Origin of the sequence: Paenibacillus oceani, assembly GCF_014705615.1 — a bacterium.
In the GTDB taxonomy this organism is placed as follows: Bacteria; Bacillota; Bacilli; order Paenibacillales; family NBRC-103111; genus Paenibacillus_AB; species Paenibacillus_AB oceani.
Genome location: NZ_JACXJA010000052.1, coordinates 1 through 18356, shown reverse-complemented (window position 1 = coordinate 18356; position 18356 = coordinate 1). Strand labels below are relative to the sequence as shown.

The 18356-nt window shown below is 51.2% G+C and carries 17 protein-coding genes; 5 read left to right on the top strand and 12 right to left on the bottom strand.

Annotated elements, in window-relative coordinates:
- The first annotated feature begins 24 nt into the window (after positions 1-24).
- The gene (locus tag IDH45_RS29295; protein ID WP_190931710.1) at positions 25-867 is read left to right on the top strand and encodes an AraC family transcriptional regulator; all 843 of its coding nucleotides are present in this window, start codon (positions 25-27) and stop codon (positions 865-867) included.
- A 119-nt stretch (positions 868-986) separates the two neighbouring features.
- Positions 987-1844 carry a phytanoyl-CoA dioxygenase family protein gene (locus IDH45_RS29290; RefSeq protein WP_190931709.1) on the top strand — a complete coding sequence of 286 codons (858 nt, stop codon included), beginning with the start codon at positions 987-989 and terminating at the stop codon, positions 1842-1844.
- 139 nt (positions 1845-1983) lie between these two features.
- Here the strand turns inward: IDH45_RS29290 and IDH45_RS29285 are convergent, their stop codons facing one another.
- The 5 genes from IDH45_RS29285 to IDH45_RS29265 are packed head-to-tail and all read right to left on the bottom strand — an operon-like array spanning position 1984 to position 8564.
- A complete protein-coding gene (locus tag IDH45_RS29285) occupies positions 1984-3786 on the bottom strand; it encodes a hypothetical protein (RefSeq protein WP_190931708.1) in 1803 nt (600 codons plus the stop codon).
- A 4-nt stretch (positions 3787-3790) separates the two neighbouring features.
- Positions 3791-4858, bottom strand: coding sequence for an alpha/beta hydrolase family protein (locus IDH45_RS29280; protein WP_190931707.1), 1068 nt, complete (start codon positions 4856-4858; stop codon positions 3791-3793).
- 60 nt (positions 4859-4918) lie between these two features.
- Positions 4919-6217, bottom strand: a complete 1299-nt coding sequence (locus tag IDH45_RS29275) for an ABC transporter substrate-binding protein (RefSeq protein ID WP_190931706.1) — start codon at positions 6215-6217, stop codon at positions 4919-4921.
- A gap of 30 nt (positions 6218-6247) precedes the next feature.
- Entirely contained in the window at positions 6248-7585 is a 1338-nt protein-coding gene (locus IDH45_RS29270; protein ID WP_190931705.1) for a sialidase family protein, read from the bottom strand.
- A gap of 52 nt (positions 7586-7637) precedes the next feature.
- On the bottom strand, positions 7638-8564 hold the full coding sequence (locus tag IDH45_RS29265) for a dihydrodipicolinate synthase family protein (RefSeq protein WP_223837094.1): 927 nt from the start codon (positions 8562-8564) through the stop codon (positions 7638-7640).
- 512 nt (positions 8565-9076) lie between these two features.
- Between IDH45_RS29265 and IDH45_RS29260 the strand changes: the two genes are divergently transcribed.
- The 3 genes from IDH45_RS29260 to IDH45_RS29250 all read left to right on the top strand — a co-directional run bounded on the left by IDH45_RS29260 (position 9077) and on the right by IDH45_RS29250 (position 11895).
- Positions 9077-9754 (top strand): FadR/GntR family transcriptional regulator, encoded by a 678-nt coding sequence (locus IDH45_RS29260; protein WP_190931704.1) that lies wholly within the window; start codon positions 9077-9079, stop codon positions 9752-9754.
- A 425-nt stretch (positions 9755-10179) separates the two neighbouring features.
- Positions 10180-10881 (top strand): FadR/GntR family transcriptional regulator, encoded by a 702-nt coding sequence (locus tag IDH45_RS29255; protein WP_190931703.1) that lies wholly within the window; start codon positions 10180-10182, stop codon positions 10879-10881.
- Positions 10882-11031: 150 nt separating this feature from the next.
- Complete coding sequence (locus IDH45_RS29250; RefSeq protein ID WP_190931702.1) at positions 11032-11895, top strand: helix-turn-helix transcriptional regulator; 864 nt, start codon at positions 11032-11034, stop codon at positions 11893-11895.
- Here the strand turns inward: IDH45_RS29250 and IDH45_RS29245 are convergent.
- The 7 genes from IDH45_RS29245 to IDH45_RS34820 form a co-directional block, all read right to left on the bottom strand.
- Complete coding sequence (locus IDH45_RS29245) at positions 11879-12259, bottom strand: hypothetical protein (protein ID WP_190931701.1); 381 nt, start codon at positions 12257-12259, stop codon at positions 11879-11881. The genes IDH45_RS29250 and IDH45_RS29245 overlap by 17 nt on opposite strands.
- A gap of 116 nt (positions 12260-12375) precedes the next feature.
- On the bottom strand, positions 12376-14805 hold the full coding sequence (locus IDH45_RS29240; RefSeq protein ID WP_190931700.1) for a glycosyl hydrolase 2 galactose-binding domain-containing protein: 2430 nt from the start codon (positions 14803-14805) through the stop codon (positions 12376-12378).
- Between the two features lie 782 nt (positions 14806-15587).
- Positions 15588-16289, bottom strand: a complete 702-nt coding sequence (sigK, locus tag IDH45_RS29235) for an RNA polymerase sporulation sigma factor SigK (protein ID WP_190931699.1) — start codon at positions 16287-16289, stop codon at positions 15588-15590.
- A gap of 98 nt (positions 16290-16387) precedes the next feature.
- The gene (locus IDH45_RS34830) at positions 16388-16513 is read right to left on the bottom strand and encodes a hypothetical protein (protein ID WP_263364885.1); all 126 of its coding nucleotides are present in this window, start codon (positions 16511-16513) and stop codon (positions 16388-16390) included.
- Between the two features lie 643 nt (positions 16514-17156).
- On the bottom strand, positions 17157-17408 hold the full coding sequence (locus tag IDH45_RS29230; protein WP_190931698.1) for a hypothetical protein: 252 nt from the start codon (positions 17406-17408) through the stop codon (positions 17157-17159).
- A gap of 401 nt (positions 17409-17809) precedes the next feature.
- Positions 17810-17971: a hypothetical protein gene (locus IDH45_RS34825; protein WP_263364884.1), complete on the bottom strand. Its 162-nt coding sequence runs from the start codon at positions 17969-17971 to the stop codon at positions 17810-17812.
- Between the two features lie 107 nt (positions 17972-18078).
- Complete coding sequence (locus tag IDH45_RS34820; RefSeq protein WP_263364888.1) at positions 18079-18252, bottom strand: Fic family protein; 174 nt, start codon at positions 18250-18252, stop codon at positions 18079-18081.
- Between the last annotated feature and the right edge of the window lie 104 nt (positions 18253-18356).

Genomic DNA, 18356 nt, shown 5'->3' with positions numbered 1-18356 from the left:
GGAAGGAAATGGAGGCGCTTAACCGTGAACCACCCTTTGGAATCCGTTACTTTTCTGCCAAGTCCATCTTACGGCAAACGGGACTGCGCGCCGGGATGGTATTGGGATCACCAGACTCCGTTCCATGACTACGATATCTTCTATGTGTTGTCCGGCAAAGGCACGATGACGCTCGGCGGCGAGCGGTTCGAGCTTCAGAAACAGAGCTGCCTGATCATGCGTCCCGGCGACCTTCCGAAAGCGGTGCAAGATCCGCACGACCGGCTGACGGTGCTGTATTTGCATTTTCAGGTTGCGGACGCGGGCGGTAAGGTGCCGTTTTTTCCGTTTCCGCGGTTTACGGTAACCGGCGGCGCTTTTCGCGCGGAGAACCTGCTGTATGCGATCATGGAGCTGCTTGATGTTCCGGCGCCGCTGCAGGAGCTCGAATTCGACAGCCTGATGAAGCAATTTTTCGTCCGGCTGTTCCGGCTGCACCTGGTTCCCCGCGATTATGGCCCGGGCTCGGTCAAGCAAATGCAGCGGGTCCGCCAAATGATGGCTTACATCCGGGAAGCCCGGGGCGTCGACGTCGACCTGGAGGAAATGGCCGATGCGGTGGGCATGTCCCCTTCCTATATGAGCCGGCTGTTCAAAGCTTGCAGCGGAGTTACGCTGAAGGCGTTCATCGCGAAGACCAAAGCGGAGAGCGCCCGCGATCTGCTGGTGGAAACCCGGATGAGCGTCTCCCAGGTAGCCGAACGTATGGGCTACAGCGACGTCTACGCATTCAGCAAAAGCTTCAAGCGGGTGTTCGACGCAGCTCCGTCCCAATACTTGGCTAACGCCAGACTGTCCCGGCCCGCTCCCGGCTCCCGACAGTCGTAATTCCGCTGACGCTTCGCCCGGCTCCTATACGTTTCAGGACATCAATATACGACATCGCGCATTCCGGTTCCTACTAGCATCTGTTACGATACGATCAAACGGGTGAAGGAGGATGGGCCATGTTCAATCCGGTAGCGAATCCGCAGGACATCGCGCAGCGATTGTATCGTTACGACAAACTGGCCGAGCATCGGATCGGGACGGTGGACGACATAACGGAGGAGACGGTGCGCAATTACCGGGAACTGGGTTATGTGGCGATTGACGGGGTGCTGAGCGCAGACGAGCTGGAGAAGGCGATTCAAGACATCTCCGATACGATTCACGGAAAAATCGTCGGACCGAAAATCCAATATTTCAAAGGCAAACGCGAGATGGAAGAAGCCGGCCATTTCCTTACGCCGGAGGAACAGGAGTTTGCGGTCCGCAAGCTTCATAAATTTATCGGCTACTGCCCGAATCTGCATCATATTTGCTATCATCCGAAGATCAGGAAGGTGCTGGAGATGGTGTTCGGCGAAAAGCCGCGCTTCTGCGAAGACCAGGCGCTGCTCAAGCCTCCGTCCAAGGAAGCCGGGATCGAGAAGCCCTGGCATCAGGATATGGCCTACTCCAATTTCTCATTTACGAAAATGGTCGCCGGGGTGTGGATCGCCTTGGACGAGGCCGCTCTCGACAACGGATGCATGCATGTCATTCCGCGTTCCCACAAAAACGGCCCGGTGCCGCATTACGCTGTAAGAGACTGGCAGCTATGCGATACCGCGGTAGACGTACAGAGGGACGAAGCCGTGCCGCTGCGGCCGGGCGGGATTCTCGTTTTTTCCGGCTTGCTTCATCACGGAACGCCTCCGAATTTATCGAACAAGCGGAGAAGGGCGCTCCAATTCCACTATGCTCCCGAATCCGCCGTAAAGATGACGCCCGACCAATACAAAGTCGTGTTCACGAACGAGATGACGCAAGCGGAATGTTAGCTGTAATTTGAAAACTAAACCGTCCGGGACGTGTCCCGGACGGTCTTTTGGGTATTTGGCCTGCTCGGATAGCCGATTGTGGGGCTCTCGTCAGTATCTATAAAATTTAAGCATGTTCCCGTAGTGCACATTCAATTGTTCAATTCGAAACGATAATTTCGCCGAACGTCGCTCCGGTTCCGCCGCTATGAAGCGTAAAGGTGACGTTTTGACCGACCTTGGCCGTCGTTATTTTCATTTGAACGCTGGAATCGTGCAAAATGGACTTGTGAAAGCTGTAGCTCGTGCGGCTGAGCAACAGGAGGTCGAACTCGAACGGATAAGCATACGTTCCATGCACGACTCTTCCCCCAAGCTGCGTGTACGGTCGATCCCCGTTATCCCCCTCGATGTCGTAGCTGAACGAAGTTCCCGATGCGGCAATCGCTTTATAGTCGCTGCATTTGTTGAAAATCGCTTGATTCACCCAACCTGACGGCACGATGTTGTCTTTGATGTCCCATACTTTGGGATTTCCGCTGCTGAGCGGATTATTCCAAATATGCACGGTTCCGGTCGCCTCGGAAAAGTCGTTGTCGGAAATGTCCAACACGTCGAACAACGATCCGTTGTAGTCCGCGCTGTAGATGGTTGGCAAAGCGCCGCCGTCCGCCTTGCACCTTTGAATTCTCGACGTCTTGTGCACCCCGGCGACTTGGCCGGCCCTTCTTATCATCGTATCGGCATTTTTGAACGTAACGTCTCTGACTAAGCCATGCCCGGTTTCGTACTGGCGCAATAATTGGCTTACGTTTTCGACATAGCCCTTTTCGACAATAACCGTGCCGCAGCCAAATGCGCCAACCAATATTGGGTTCAACTGCTTGTTGCCGGTATACTTGCCAATCTGGACCGTCACGAGCTTGGAATACGAAACGAAACCAACAACTTTCGGATTTCCGCCGTCGAACTTCGGATTTTCGATCGAACCGACTTTGACCGTGTTCGTGCAATCGGGCATCGACGGATCACCCTTCATTTGAAACGGTTCGTTGCTTGTTTCCTTTATATAGGCAACATCGATATGACAATCGATCGCCTCCCCGTCGAATACGATGCCTTTATGATCCGACTCGCCGACGCCGCCGCTGCCAACGACGCGGCAACATTTCGATTTTTTGAATCCGATGCAGTTGTTGTTATGGGCCGCTACGTGTTCGGCTCGGTAGTAGGTTGCAATCTCCCCGTCCAATTGATAGTTCACATTTTCGCAATAGCCGATAATTGTAAAGTTTCCATTGTCGGGATCTTGGTACAGAGGGAACCCGAATATATGCCCTACGCTAATGGTCGATCGCGCCGTGTCATTTAAATACCCTTTGATGGTGCAGCCTTTTATATGGTTGATGTACAGATTGCTTCTAAGCGGGTGGATCGAACCGATGACATAAACGTCGCCTTGTATGCCAAACTCGCAATACGCAACGGACGGATCTCGGAGAAGCATCTCGATTTTGCGGCGATTCTCGATCGCCACAGATTCGTTCAGCGTTTCCGTCGGCAGCACGCCCATGCGGGCGTCCGTCGGAATATCGTCCAGTCTCCATCCATTGCCGTCGCCATCGTAAAAGGCAATCTCGTTGCCCGTATTGGCCTGCCCTGTCGTTCCGTCCTTGACATAGACAGCACCTCCGATTCCTCCTTGCGTGTGCTGCACCGTCCATACTTTGACACAATGCTGGAGCTGTCCCGATGCCGACGCGGTTTGCAAGTCCAGCCAAGTGTCATATTGTCCGTGACAGGCATTGCCCCCCGAATGACTCTCCGGCTCTATTGCATCGGATGCCGTGTCGTTTCCGTTAAAAGCGTGAACCCACCCGCCCGAAGCGACGGCCGCTCCGGCGACGCCAAGTGAAGTGAGCAGGACCCGACGACTGACTTTTCGCTTGCTGTCTTGCTCCATGTTTTCATTCCTCCGTTCGGTTTGATTGCCGGACGAACGGCCATACCCGCTCTTTGAAATAGCGGTGCCCGCCGTTTCCTTCGTATAGCTCGCACCGGTCCGGATGAGAGGGTGCTATCGCCTCATAGATGGCCCGTGTGTGCGCGAACGCTTCCCGCGTATGTTCGATCGGAAAGATAGGATCGTCCACGCCATTGACGATCAATAACGGCCGTGGTGCGATCAGTCCGGCGATATCGTACATTTCCCCTAACTTCATAATTCCTGGAATAAAATTGCAAAGACAATGCGGAACGTTCATTATCGAACCTGCAAACGTGCAAAAGTAAGCTCCGGGTACGCAAACGGAAATACGCTCATCCAAGGCCGCGGTAAACAGCGATACCGTCCCCCCTCCGGAGAAACCGGTGATGGTGATTTTCTCGGTATCGATTTCGGTACGGGTGGCGGCATAATCGATTAACCGTCCCATATCGTGCACGCGCTCTCCGATCAACGTTCTGCCGTACATGAAGGCGCGTTTTTGCAGCTCGTTGCATGAGCAAACCCAGTTATTCGAAAACTCCTCGACCCTCGACATTTCCCAAAATCCCCGAACGTCCATGCAAATCGTCGCATACCCTTCCGCTACCGCCTGCAGCGCAATGTCGGCTTCCGAAGCCAAGTGTTCCTCTCTTTCCTCAGGATTGATGTAATTTCCGGCATAGATTTCTTTTCCTTTTCTGAGATGCCCGTGCGGTGTCAATACGAGCGGGAACGGACCTTCCCCTTCTGTCGGCAGCAGCAGATAAAACGGAATTTCGATGCCGGGCTCCGTAGCGATATATATTTTTTCTCTGCGGTAGCCGGGAAATGATTGCACTTCAACGACACGGGGAGACAGGGGGAGATGTAGGTTTTGCTCCCGGATCTCGGTCAATCCGGTCAGCGATGACAACTGCTTGCGAAAGGAACGCTGCCATTGCGTCCAATCGCCTCCGTCCAAAGCTTGCTTATAATCGAACGTTCGAACGACGCTGTCGTCCAAATTGGCCATATACTTATCGGTTGCAAATAAAATGGAGTCCGTCATTGTCTTTCACCTTCCGTATCTGGTTTGTTCAACAGTATGTGTTCGCCGGATGAGAACCGCCTACTTCTTCTGACTGGCGATTTGCTGGTTGATTTTTTCTTCGGTTTCCCTAATTACGGTATTGATATCTTTACCCGCGATATAATCGTACATGCCGGAGTTAATCGTCAAGCCGACGCCGATGCCTTCAAAGCGGGAAAAAGCGGGGGCGGCGATCGCTTTGCTTTTGAAAGCAGCTTCCAGATTTTTGCCTTCCAGAAACGGCATATCTTTCCCGAGTGCCTGCTTCACTTCCGCATTTCTCAGCACGGTCAACCTCCCCGACTTGCGGGCGCTTAACATTTGCACTTCGTCCGAAGTGAACACCTTCAAAGCTTGTATCGCCTGGTCTTTATGCTTGCTTGTTTTCGTCACGGCAAATATATGCGCATCGACGATGGTGGCCACATTCGGCAGCTCTCTGTAGCTGGGATATTGAACGAGATCCCAATCCAACCCGTTTTTCATCGCTTCTTCAAGGCCGATTGCGAGCATATTGACCGTTCCCATCATGGCAAGCGTTTGCTCCTTGAGAAAAAGGGGCCTCGAACCTACATTTTTCGGACGGAAGTTGTTAGGAATCGTATATACCTCACGCGCCAAATCAAATGCTTTCCGCCAATTATCTTGATCCAAAGAAGCTTTCTCCGATACCGGATCAACCGTTAATACACCGAACGGCCTTGACACTCTGACGACATCATCGATATCGAGTCCGTGATACTGTACGCCGCTATCGGAACGCGACAGCTTCTTGGCCAGCTCGACCGTCTCATCCCAATACATCCCGTCTCTCGGGTAATCGACACCGAATCGATCGAATAACGATTTATTGTAGTACAGCGCATTGAATTGCTGCGTGAACGGAAGCGCCGTAATCGATCCTTCTTTCGAAGTTACCCGGATGGAGTCCATTACCGGCGCTTCAAATCGGGATAAGTCGATACCGTGCTTTTCGATCAAAGGGGTCATATCCATCAACAGATCGTTTAAGTTATATCCGGGGAGATTTCCATTAAACGTATAGATCAAATCCGGTGTCTCATTTGCCGCGATCAGTGATTCCACCGATTTGCCCCGGATCAGTTCCAATGTGATATGGGGATATTGTTTCGCCAACGGTTCGATCCATAAAGCTTTAGCATCTTCATCCGACATCGGCTGTTGAACCAAGACGCGTAATACAACAGGCGTTGTATCGATTTCGGTTTTTTGCCCTTCTGTCTCGCTATCCTGTTTTCCGCATCCCCCGAGCGCCACGGCGAACAGTACTGTCCATAAAACCGGAGTAGCATACGGATGTTTCATTTTTGTAATCATCTTATAAAATTTCCCTTTCTGTGAGGTTTTTCACTTTTTTTGTCGAACCCACGCCAACGTAAATGTCGTAAACCGGATTGTTCCTCCGTCCGCTTCATAGAGCAGGGCCGCCTCTCCGTCCGGCAATTCGCTGAGACAGGAATACCCGTATTCTCCCGGATGAACCGTGCGGCTGTACCCCCAGCACTTGCCGCCATCCTCGCTTAACCGGAGTTTCCCCGTACGGCGATGCTCCACATGTGCCGGGTTGGCCCATAGCAACAGCGTCCTTCCGTGTTCCCGATCCGGATACCGGATCACCGTCGCTTGACAAGTCGGGTTCGGAAGCGCATCCTCGAACCGTACTTCCCCCCATGTCTCCCCGCCGTTCTGGCTTGACGATACGGCCGTTCTGCCGCATCCGGCGTGGTTCCTCATATAGAGGAGAAGCTCGCCGTTGTCCAGTTCAACCGCTTGCGACTCCGTCAATTGCGCTTCGGGCGCGGTCAGCGATTCGGCACTCACCGTTTCTCCCTGCCACTGTCTTCCGTCGTTCGGGGATCGGCCCATCGCCCAGCTCTTCCCGTGATCGTCGCTGTAGATAACAGCGCACGACAGGATACCAGAGGCATTGGAGAAGTATACGGGAAACAACAGACGGCCTTGATTCGCACCGACCTGAAGCTGAATGCCCCTGCCCGGACCTGCACCGATAAATCTCATCCACGGCTGCTTGACGTCGAGGTTCAGTTCGATCGGACTGGACCAGGTCAAGCCGTCATCGTCGCTTTTGATTGCCTGGAGAAAAGAAGTTCTTGCTTCGAGAAAGCTTTGGGGGGCGACGCCCTCCTTCAAATAGATGTTGCCGGCGTACCTGCCGCTTGAGAGCACGTCACCGTTTTCCGCCACCGCATAATGCGTTTCCTTTCCTTCAGAATCGAAAACGATGCCTTCCCGAAGCGTACATTCGCGGCCTTCCGCGTCATACAGCAGCCGAAACCCATGAGGATCGAATCCTTTCCCTTGCCGCGACGATCGCAGCCCGACTCCCCCCGGCGTATGCGAAAATATCATCCAGATTGTCCCCGTCACCCGATCTTCCAGCAACGCGGAATCGAGGGAGGCCGCACCGTCCAATCCTTCCCCAGGATAGCGGACGGGCACTTGCAAGTCCCCCCATGAGTCTCCGCGATCGGTGCTGCGTCTTAATCCGATGGCAATTTGGTTCGGATTATCCTGGATATCGTTATAACGTACGTCGATTCCGGCGATCAAGGTACCTTTGACGGTCGTAAGGAGGGAAGGAATGCGGAAAGCACATGAACCGAACATACCGGGCTCATATACCGTGATCACAGACGATTTTCGTATGTTGTCGTTGTTAATCATTTTGGTATTTTCTCCTTACTGTAAGCACGGAACGGACCGGCGACTAACCGGTTCATGGCCGTCCCGCCTGTTTTGTTTCTGCCGTGAATCGAACGATTTTCTCATAAATGGCCGCTGCTTGACGTCTCCCTTCTTCACTCAACGGCTCAAGCGGACTGCGCGGCCGACCGCAATTGAAGCCCTGCAACTCAAGAATCGCTTTGCAGGCTGCATACAACGGCAATTGAAGCAATTCCGCTATAATCTCATTTACTTTGAACTGCCAGCTTTGCGCCTCGCGAATGAGCCCTTCGGACAAGCAGCGCTCGATCTGCAGAAACAATTCGGGCATTACCCCGTACGTGCCCCCGATTCCGCCATCCGCTCCCATGAGCCGGCCAGCCAAATATTGTTCGTCGGGTCCGTTAAAGACGAGGAAACGGTCTCCTCCCGCCATTTTGAACTGTTGCAGTTGGTACGCGCTTTCCGTCGTCACTTTGATCCCGATCACCTTGTCGAGCTTCGCCATTCGCCGAAGCAGTTCCAACGATACCCGGAAGCCTGTCGTTTGTGGGATGTGATACATGATGAACGGCAGGGAAACGCTTTCAATAATCGTTCGCCAATGCCGCTCCACTCCCGATTCCGGGATATTGTAATAAATGGACGGAACGGCCGATATCGCATCTGCTCCGACTCGCTCCGCATGTCCGGCCAGCTCCGCGCTTTCGCGTGTGGACGCCGCCCCGATATGGGCGATGACCGTCGTTTCTCCTCCTACGGCCTCCATTACAGATTGCAGTACAAGCTTGCGTTCCTCCATGCTTTGTACCATTCCTTCTCCCGTGCTGCCGGCGATGTACAAGCCCGTTACCCCGAGGCTTGTGTAATGGGACGCCAGCTTGCGGATCGCTCCCGGATTCACCTCCCCCTGCTCGTCATAGCATGCGTTCATCGCAACAATAACGCCTTTGAATCGGGACAAATCGTAAAGTTTCAAACCGTATCCCTCCGAAAAGTCAAATTTCTATCTTGTATTCGACCTCATGAAGCATTACCGCTTCGGGTTAGAGTTCTCGGGCATCGCCTCCTTTTGCAAAACCGACAACGACCTGGTTGTCAACTGATATGGTGGAATGACCAGTTTCGTTTTCGACTTCACTATAACGGCTTCCCATTTTGTTGTCAACACAGTTTGGTAAATTTTGTTTCGACAATCGCCCCCTTTCAGTGCGAGTTCAAAAGGTCCGGTTTTCAGCGCCGAGAAGACGGGATGAAGCAGGGAAATAAGGAGCGAAGCGTAGTGGAAACTACGTGAGTACCGGAAGTTCCGGCTGAATTCCTTATTCGATGACGTGTACGCTTCCGGATCAGCTTCGTGATCAAAAGTGGACGTTTTGAACAACCTCTTTAACTGACCGTTTTCCCCAGTTGACAATCGGGATTTAAAATAGCATACTAGACAGTGTCTGGTCGGACCATCAGTTATTCATATGATCGGTGGTGATTCCTTTGCTTCCTCCCACAAAGAAAAAATCGCTCGTGGACATCGTTAACGATCGAATAAAAACCTATATCGCAGATCATCAGTTAAAGCCCGGCGACAAGCTTCCTTCCGCCAAAGAGTTGAACGATATGCTGTCAGTCAGCCGCTCCGTCGTACGCGAATCTCTTATTTCGCTACAATCGCTCGGCATCGTGCAAATCAAACCAGGCGGCGGCATCTCTGTCGGGGAAATGTCGCTCGGCACCGTGATGGATCAAATCCCGTTTTTATGGAAATCAAACTCCACCGTAATGAAAGAGCTGCTCGATTCCCGTATAATACTGGAGCTGGGTGCAATCGAGTTGGCGATTGCCCATTACGATGTTGCGCTGATTGAGAGAATGAACGACTGGAACCGTCAACTGGAATGGAAAATTTCCCTAAACGAACAACCCGGCGAAGAGGATGTCCGTTTCCATCTCGCTTTGTTTCAAGCGACCGGCAATAAATTGTATATCCGGTTCGGCGATCTTGTCCGGGACTATTTCGATAAAGGGCAGTTGGACAAAATCAATCTCCCTGATGCTTTGCGCTCGGCGTGTAAGGAACACGACGAAATCGTTTATTGGATCAAGGAACGGGATGTGGAAAAGGCGAAAGCTTGCATGCGTAACCATTTGGAGCCACTGTATCGCCTTTTGTAACTCCTAGCCGCGATTAGGCCCAATTATTATTCCATCCCTTAAAGTGCGTGTTTAAAAAGTCCGCTTTTCAGCACCGAGAAGATGGGATGAAGCAAGGAAATGAGGAGCGGAGCGTAGTGAAGCTACGTGAGCACCGGAAGTTCCGGCTGAATTCCATATTCGATGTCGCGTACGCTTTCGGATCCGCTTCGTGATCAAAAGTGGGCTTTTTGAACAACCGCTTCTAGTTCGAGTTTAAAAAGTCCGCTTTTCAGCACCGAGAAGATGGGATGAAGCAAGGAAATGAGGAGCGGAGCGTAGTGAAGCTACGTGAGCACCGGAAGTTCCGGCTGAATTCCATATTCGATGTCGTGTACGCTTTCGGATCCGCCTCGTGATCAAAAGTGGGCTTTTTGAACAACCTCTTAAAGTTAGGAGCATTTCACATGAAGCCGATACAAAAAGATGAACGGTTTACGTTAAGCCAGATCATAAGTGAAAAGCTCAAGCAGTACATTATCGAGCAGCAGTTGACACCGGGTCAAAAACTCCCTTCCGAGCGCGAGTTGGTGAAAACATTGGAAGTAAGCCGTTCCGTCCTTCGGGAAGCACTGCGCGCTTTAGAAAATTCTGGAATTTTGTCCATTCGGCACGGCGAAGGCGCCTTCATTCAGCGACACAATATCGCCCCAGTGTTCAACCAGCTCATGTTCCTGTGGAAGCTGGATCATAAGAAAGTATGCGAATTGTTCGAACTGCGCCAAGTATTCGAGCTAAGCGCCATCGAACAAGCAGTGGATAACGCTACCGAAAGCGATTTCGATCGGCTTGAGACGCTCGCCTTGCGCATGAAGCAGGTTGCCGGCGATACCCGGCGTATTCAAGAGACCGATATTGCGTTTCATCAAACGCTCATCTCCGCCACGCACAACGAGCTGTTCACGCAGTTGACCGAACTGATCGTTCAATATTTCGCCAGCATCCCTCACCATCATATGGGAGAAAAGGAGCTCGGGAAGTCGGTCGAGGAGCATCTGCAAATCGTAGATGCGTTGCGAAGCCGCAATCCTATCGAAGCGAAACGGATTCTCCGGAGCCACCTTCAGTTTTCCAAAAAATATGTAAAGGACGTAAACGATCCTATCTGATCTGATCAAGCATTTCAAGTCCCTGTATCATGGAGTTTTTTGCGTTTCGGACCGAGCGCCGATGACGGTAACATATACTTCATAAATCTCAGACAGCCGTTTGCAATTGACGTATAATGAAGCCAACGTGTATGGAAGGGTGGTCTCTCCATGTCTATCCCAATGAATCGTCTGCCGGTCCGCTTCGCTTACCGATGCGTCAAGCCATATCCTTTGCAATTTCACTCGCACAATGAATACGAAGTGTTCTACTTCCATCGCGGACGGTGCACTTTTATTATTGGCGGGCTCATTCACACGCTGCAGCCGGGAGACATGATTTTGATGGACGGCATGACGCTGCACAGCTCCAACTCAGACCCCAACAACTATGTGCGCACCAACATGCATTTTGATCCGTCGTATTTACGCAGCATGTTGAACGATTCGATCTTTACGAGCGCGTTCGAAACGATTGGCAAGTTGCGCAACCATATTATTCATCTGGAAGGAGAGGCCCGCGAAGAAGTTGAGCAGCATCTGGCGAAAATGAACAAGCTGTTCCAGCGGAGCGATACGATCTCGTACCGGCGGTTTCTGCTCGCCCTGTTAGATATGCTATATGACATTCAGCTGCTTTGTCTCGCCCCTGATCAAGAGCAGCCATCGATGACAGAGAAAGATCTGCACGTACAGCGGATGATCACTTACCTGGAAGCACATTACACCGAGGACTTGCATATGGAGCAGTTAGAGAACGAGCTCTATTTGAATAAATCGTACCTGGCGAAACTATTCAAAGAAAAAACTGGCATGACCATCTTCATCTACGTGAAAAAAAGGCGGATGAACCAGGCCAAAATTTTGTTTATGATGGACAAGAGCGTTACCGTGTCCGATGTATGTTACGAGGTCGGCTACAAGCATCTGTCGCACTTCAGCCGCCTCTTCAAAAAAGAATTCGGGTGCACGCCCGAGCAGTTTCATCGGAACGTGCACCATGCGACTCCCCGCAAGTCTACGCTAAGGCTGTGACGGCAAAACGGATCGTGTAGAAGCCGGGCTCTGGTAATTCGGGTGAGAACGAAGACAGCACAATTTGTTCGAGCCCGTCCCGCAGTTCCACATCACGATACGCTACGTTTTTGATCACTCGCCCATCTTCGCTTAGGATGGAGACGTCCAGATGAATGTTAGTTGCTCCCTTGACGTTCAGGACAACGGGATGAATCTGGTCGTCGGCACCAAGCACCACATCGGTGTTGCCGTTGCATGCCAATATGTCCTGAAATCCCATCCGCAGCCCGTAAAAGCCCAACTTCGCATGACCGAAAAAGTCGATTGGCGGCTTTTTGTACGTCACGTTGTTCGCCCCTTCGGACAAACAGCACCATACCAAGCCATCCGCTCCCGCCAACCTTGCCCGCTTCACCGCATGGAACGCGCCGAGACATTGAAACGCCTGCGATTCCTTCCATTCCGCAAACGTGAGCGGCCGGCCGATGCTGCCTTTGTCTACGGCTTCTCATAGGACGGGACATGATGCCATGCTTCATTTTTCTGAAACTGCCAATTCGGGTCCCCTGTGACGGCAAATTCCGTCACCAAGTATGCATGCTTCTTGCTCGTCAGAAGTTCTTCCTGCCAACGCCAGTCCTGCTTGCGCAATTGATCCCACGTCTGCCCATACCCGTTCAGCATCACATACGGATGACAGCTGCGTACGACATGAGGCGACGTCCAGCCGTGGGAAGACTGCACCGGATTGCCATCCTGATCCATCGTGCCGTCATCGTTGTAATACTGGTGCCGATCGCCGTACAAGCCGCCGCCGTAGTATAGATGGGAGCACGGGCTGAGCAGCCGTGTCGGATCGAGATCTGCGAACAGATCGACATAGGCGTCGTACATCCGGTCAACTTGCGCCAAGTTGCCATGAAATTCATTAGAGCCTTCCCACATTACAATCGACGGATGGTTGATCACCTGCTGAATCTGACTCCGGTATGCTTCTTTCGGTTTCCAGCCCTCTTCGTACACACATGTCTCCAACGTATCGATCATCCGTGTCGTCCAGATGAGCATAACGCCCAACTGATCGCATACTTCCCCATACCTCGGGTCATTCGAGCCATAACCAAGCATATGCAGCCGAGCGGTGTTGCCGTTCATTCGCTGGATCATCATCATTTGCCATGCAATCTGCTCCGTGCTCGGACATACATGATTGATCGGAATCTCTTCGAATGGCGGAAGAAACTGCATCAATAGCGCCCCGTTGAGCATAATCGGCTTTCCGTTCAACCGAACAGCGCCACCCTGCTGATCAATCGTGCGAATTCCTGTGACGACCGTCTCATCGTCAATTGGCGCACCTTCCCGATCGAACAATTGCAAGCTGAACTGATACAGTACCGGTTGATCGACATCCCAATAATCAGCCGCCATCCGAAACCTGCTTGACAGCTTTGTCCGCTCCCCTGCCTCGATAACGACCGGTTGCTGGTGCAACTCTTCCCACGCACACTCGGATGGGAACCATCTGCGCGCCTTCACCCTCAGCTTCCCGCGAAACGTATGCGCTCCCCCGTGTGCAACCTGTGTCTCAATCTCGATATCCGCCAACCTATTTCCGTTCACACTCCGGGTGCGTACGACTGGTTCGCTAATGACACAAGAACCTGTCTGCTCGATGCGCATCCGTCCCGCAAACCAGCCGTGATATACGTCGGTATTGCGGTGCCACGGGTAGTATATCTCAGGAGCACGCGGGTAAACCTGGATCGCGAGCGTATTGGGTCCATCCGATGCTACAACATCCGTGATGTCGATACGCGCCTGCAGGAAATGCTTTTGTTCCTGTACAAGAGTCCCATTGATCCATATATCTCCGTGCGGATCCAACGAATCAATCACGAGCAGAACACGTTTGTTCGCCTCGACCGTGAACGTCTTGCGCAGTAGCAGCGGTTTGTCCCGTTCCCGAAACCCACCTACCGCACAGGGCAAATCGGTCCGGCTCCAAGCGGAGTCGTCGTATCCCGGCTGGTTCCAAATTGTATCGATCGCAGCGACGGACTGTTCCATCACGACATCCTCGTACCGATCACCGTTTTCCACGCCGGACCGACACAAGCGCAAGCCCCGTATACGCCACGGCGCGCCTGGATGCATTCCGCCGTCGAAAAACATATTGTTCAACTGCTCACAGGGACACGGGAATGGAATCGGCTCCATTGCGTCATGCTCTCCGAATTGGACCGTATATGTCTGCTGCTGCCAATCCAGTTGAATGCTTACCTGCATCCATTCCCCTGGCGTATACGTCCCCGCATCCCCCATACGCGGATGCCACATATTGTTTCCATATGTTTTTCGATGTCCCGTCGCCAGCCACTTGATTTTGACCGCATACAGTGTATCAAAGCGCAGTTCAAAGCTTCTACCGATACTGCTGTAGTAATGATGCTCACTCACCTCGGATTGGAAAGCCGGATCGATCCAGATTTCAAATGAAACGTTGGTCACTGGTGCAGCCTCTGCGAGTACATATTTCGCGCAGCTTACAGGGGCTATGTCCCCATCGTACAGCACAAGTTGTCCATCCTCCACGGACGCGCCAGTGCCGTACAGCTTCCAGCCCGGACGTTCGCCCCCGACCGTGGTGTAAGCAAGGTCGGTCAGCTCGGTTTGTTTGCGGATCGCCGTTGTCGGCCGCGGCTTCAACCGGTTCACTGCATCCTGCAGTTCTTGCTGTGGAACGACTGACTTCGCAAGGTCATGATCGTCGAACCATGCTTGCGCCTGCTTCGCGTAGCTTGCCAGAAAGGCAACACGCTGTTCGGTGTCCAGCACGCTGTCCGGACCGCTGAAATCAGTCGAGCTGTCCGAACGTTTTTGCCCGTCGTAATACACATACTCATAGGTTGCGAAATGCTTCTTCATTGATTCCGTTCTCCTCGAATTTGGTATCGTGCGCCTCCTCCGCGATGACGGAATGGAGTTGCCTGCTGCTCTAACAAGAGCAGCTACTTTTTCAATTTGCGTTCTTTTGTCCTCTTTTTGTGTTCCCCTTATATGACATTGCTCCCAATGCCGTTCGACCGCCCCCTCTCGCTCTTCCCCCTTATTGTAACAACCTCTCAGGCGTCCATTTTGCATGTCACTCGACTGTTCATGCCTGGCATTTAACTGTCATTCTACCGTTCTATCCATGCAGGCAAAAACAGAACATTCGTCAATCGCATACCGCAGACTGGTGAAGCCGGAGCAAGTGGCGGGAACGTCAAGAAACAGTCATCGTACGAGAAAAAGCACTGCCTTATCTCAGATTGAGATCGCAGTGCTACATTCATTTTAGAAAATGGGCGAACCTGATCGTTTAGAAAACAACCACTACAACTTGATCATTATGAACAAGTATAGCTATAATATCCTCCCGATCATCTTCTCCTTCATGATGAGCAGCAGCAATAGTATCCTTGTTCGCTTCCTAGCCGTACTGCAGCTCAATTTATGAATTTTTTTCCAGTAAAGGCTTCTTCGTATGATCTCGTGGTTAACCACACTCCGAAGACTCCCATACACAAATTTTAAGTTCCAAAAAAAACGCAGCCGATGTTGAACGAAAAAAGCAGCCGATCGATTCGCCGGCTGCCTCATTATGACCTGCTATTAAGCTCGCGTGCTAGTTCTGCGGTTATCAGCGTCATCCCCGTCCAGCACGTTCACCGCTTCGCTTTATAAAACTCATGATACAGCTTCATCAGCGCCCGTTTCTCGATCCGCGATACGTACGAGCGCGAGATGCCGAGTTCCTTGGCAATTTCCCGCTGCGTCCGCTCTTCTCCGCCGTGCTCCAGACCGAATCGGCCGACGACGACCTCCTTCTCGCGAACGTCGAGAATGTCCAGGTTCTTGTATATTTTCGATTTCTCGATCTTCAGCTGTACTTTGTCCACAACATCATCGGCTTCCGTACCGAGAATATCGATTAACGTTATTTCGTTACCTTCCTTGTCCGTCCCAATCGGGTCGTGCAGTGACACATCCTTGCGGGTTTTCTTGAGCGACCTTAGGTGCATCAGGATCTCGTTCTCGATACAGCGCGCCGCAAATGTAGCCAGCTTCGTTCCTTTGTCGGGCGAGAACGACTCGATCGCCTTGATCAGCCCGATCGTCCCGATGGAGATCAAATCCTCGAGGTCTTCACCGGTATTGTCGAACTTCTTGACAATATGAGCGACCAGACGCAAATTATGTTCAATCAGCACGTTGCGCGAATGCTGATTTCCTCCGGCCATCAGACGGAGATGCTTTTCCTCGTCCTCCTCGGCAAGCGGCTGCGGAAACGCATTATTTTTGACGTAGGATACCAGCAGCAAAAGCTGCTTAATGAAAATGGATACGGCACCGAAGAAACCAAGCACATGTGTCACCCCTTAGGAAAAGATCATTTTAATGTATGTGGGCGACTACCCAGTCGTGCCTGTACGCCAAAAATAATGCAGCTTTTTGGCCGGCGGCCTTACCGCTTGCCGTGTCTGGATACGATATCGATCATTTTGAACATCATCCGCAGCGCCTTCCCCGTAGAACGAAGCTGATTGAAGTTGCCGATCAAATAAAGGTCCAGCTCCGCCTGATAAAACAAAAACAAGCCGGCTCCGTGAACCCTTCGAGCTCCGGATCGGACTTCATATGGGCGACCAGAGCGGTCAACTCTTCCCTGTACCCGATCTTATGCCTATTGGGCTTCAGCACCAGATCGCGGAACATCACGCTGTATTCTCTGGCGAATCGCAAACTGGCCGCACCGATTTCGTGAAACGTTATCTTGCTCCTTCAGCAAACGCCGGGAGCTCGAAGATGCTGCGGACGACCTCGCTGGTCAGCTCCTCGACGTCTTTGAAATTGACATAAATCGGCGCGATCGAGCTTCCTTCCCAGCTTCTCGGCCACTTTCCGGATTGTAATCCCGCCGAGTCCTACCACTTTGGCGATTTCGAAGGCAGCGTCGATGCTCGATTGTTTCGTAAATTTGGCTTTCGGCGGCATGAGCCTTCCCTTTTTTTCGATAATCATTTGTTATACATAATTCATCAAGTTTGAAAACATCTTAAGATGCTTAAAAGTGGTGCAAACTTGAGGGCAATTCAACAACAATTAAGGCATGAGTTGTTAGGTACGACGTTGGAGTACCTCTCCATTTTTTCGGATAGTTTGATATTAGACGAGGATTAAAAAAATGCCCTTCCAATGTTAAGTTGGACAGGGCATTCATATCGTTTGTTGAATTAATCTATGGCAGTTAAATGTCTCCACGCCATCTCGATATGTGTATCTTTAAAGACATTCTTTTTCCTTTCATTCCAGGCCTTAAAATGATCAATTGCAATCTTTACATTATCTCTGGAATCAGGATAATACTTAATAATCCAAGCGGTTGTAGCTAGCAATTCAAGTCCGTAAGGAGTTTCGAAACCTTCAATTATTTGTTTGGTATCCTGAAGCCTTTTATCTGTACTCCCATCATTTAATTGACTCAAAAAGTCTTTAGCTTCCTTTGTTACTTCTGGTAGAAGATAAATCTCGGCATCCCGATTTCGATCTCCATATCCCCTTATATTCCTCCATTATGACGGATTACAGAGACAATAGATTGTCAGCGAATGTACGTTCTGCCAATTAAAAAAGCACCGCGAAATCTCATCTTGAGATCGCAATGCTGCATTCATTTTAGAAAATGGGTAAACTTATCCGGGGCATTCCGAATGTCTTGAGCCAGCTTCTCGTATTCCGCAGATAGTTTTACCGAACGAACCCTTTTGGCGTCTTGATCACGCAGCTCAATGAATCCTTCTCTCTCCAATGGCTAACCTTTTCCCTTATTGAACGGTCCGACAAACGAAGCAGGTCCCTCATTTCGCTTGTCGTTAGGGTGTCTTGTTTAAAGGTTAATTGAGCGAACCATTCTTTGCTGGGGATCCAACTTGCGAATCAGATCCGGTTCGATTTTCGTCATTTGGGCGGATTTATCTGTTACAATGGCAGCAGCTTCTTGAAAAACCTCCGCCAAACCATCAATAAAGAATTCCAGCCAAGGTGTCAAGTCAGCCTCATTCCGCCCAAAATAATTTTTGTGATGGAGACCCAACTGAAGTCGTCGGTAATATTCAGCTAAGTTGCGGTCATAGAAATTCTCGAGTACAATTAACGCTAAGCCATATCCGCCGCGGCGTAAAGATAGGTCGTAATCATCCGGGCCGTTCGGCCATTCCCGTCCAAATACGGATGAATCGTCAGAAACTGCCACATGAATATCCCAGCCTTGATTGGAACCGGTACCAAATAGGTTTCCGGCGAGTTCACCCAGGCAACCAAATCCTCCATTAATACCGGAACATTATAATGGACTAAGAAATTCAGACAGCAAAAAAGGAGTAAGTTAGTTGTATGAGCACGATGCGAAGAAAGTTCACGCCTGAGCAAAAAGC

Coding starts and splice junctions, on each gene's coding strand:
- IDH45_RS29290 (WP_190931709.1), top strand. CDS start 987: ATGTTCAATCCGGTAGCGAATCCGCAGGACATCGCGCAGCGATTGTAT.
- IDH45_RS29285 (WP_190931708.1), bottom strand. CDS start 3,786: ATGGAGCAAGACAGCAAGCGAAAAGTCAGTCGTCGGGTCCTGCTCACT.
- IDH45_RS29280 (WP_190931707.1), bottom strand. CDS start 4,858: ATGACGGACTCCATTTTATTTGCAACCGATAAGTATATGGCCAATTTG.
- IDH45_RS29275 (WP_190931706.1), bottom strand. CDS start 6,217: ATGATTACAAAAATGAAACATCCGTATGCTACTCCGGTTTTATGGACA.
- IDH45_RS29270 (WP_190931705.1), bottom strand. CDS start 7,585: ATGATTAACAACGACAACATACGAAAATCGTCTGTGATCACGGTATAT.
- IDH45_RS29255 (WP_190931703.1), top strand. CDS start 10,180: ATGAAGCCGATACAAAAAGATGAACGGTTTACGTTAAGCCAGATCATA.
- IDH45_RS29250 (WP_190931702.1), top strand. CDS start 11,032: ATGTCTATCCCAATGAATCGTCTGCCGGTCCGCTTCGCTTACCGATGC.
- IDH45_RS29240 (WP_190931700.1), bottom strand. CDS start 14,805: ATGAAGAAGCATTTCGCAACCTATGAGTATGTGTATTACGACGGGCAA.
- IDH45_RS34820 (WP_263364888.1), bottom strand. CDS start 18,252: ATGGAGGATTTGGTTGCCTGGGTGAACTCGCCGGAAACCTATTTGGTA.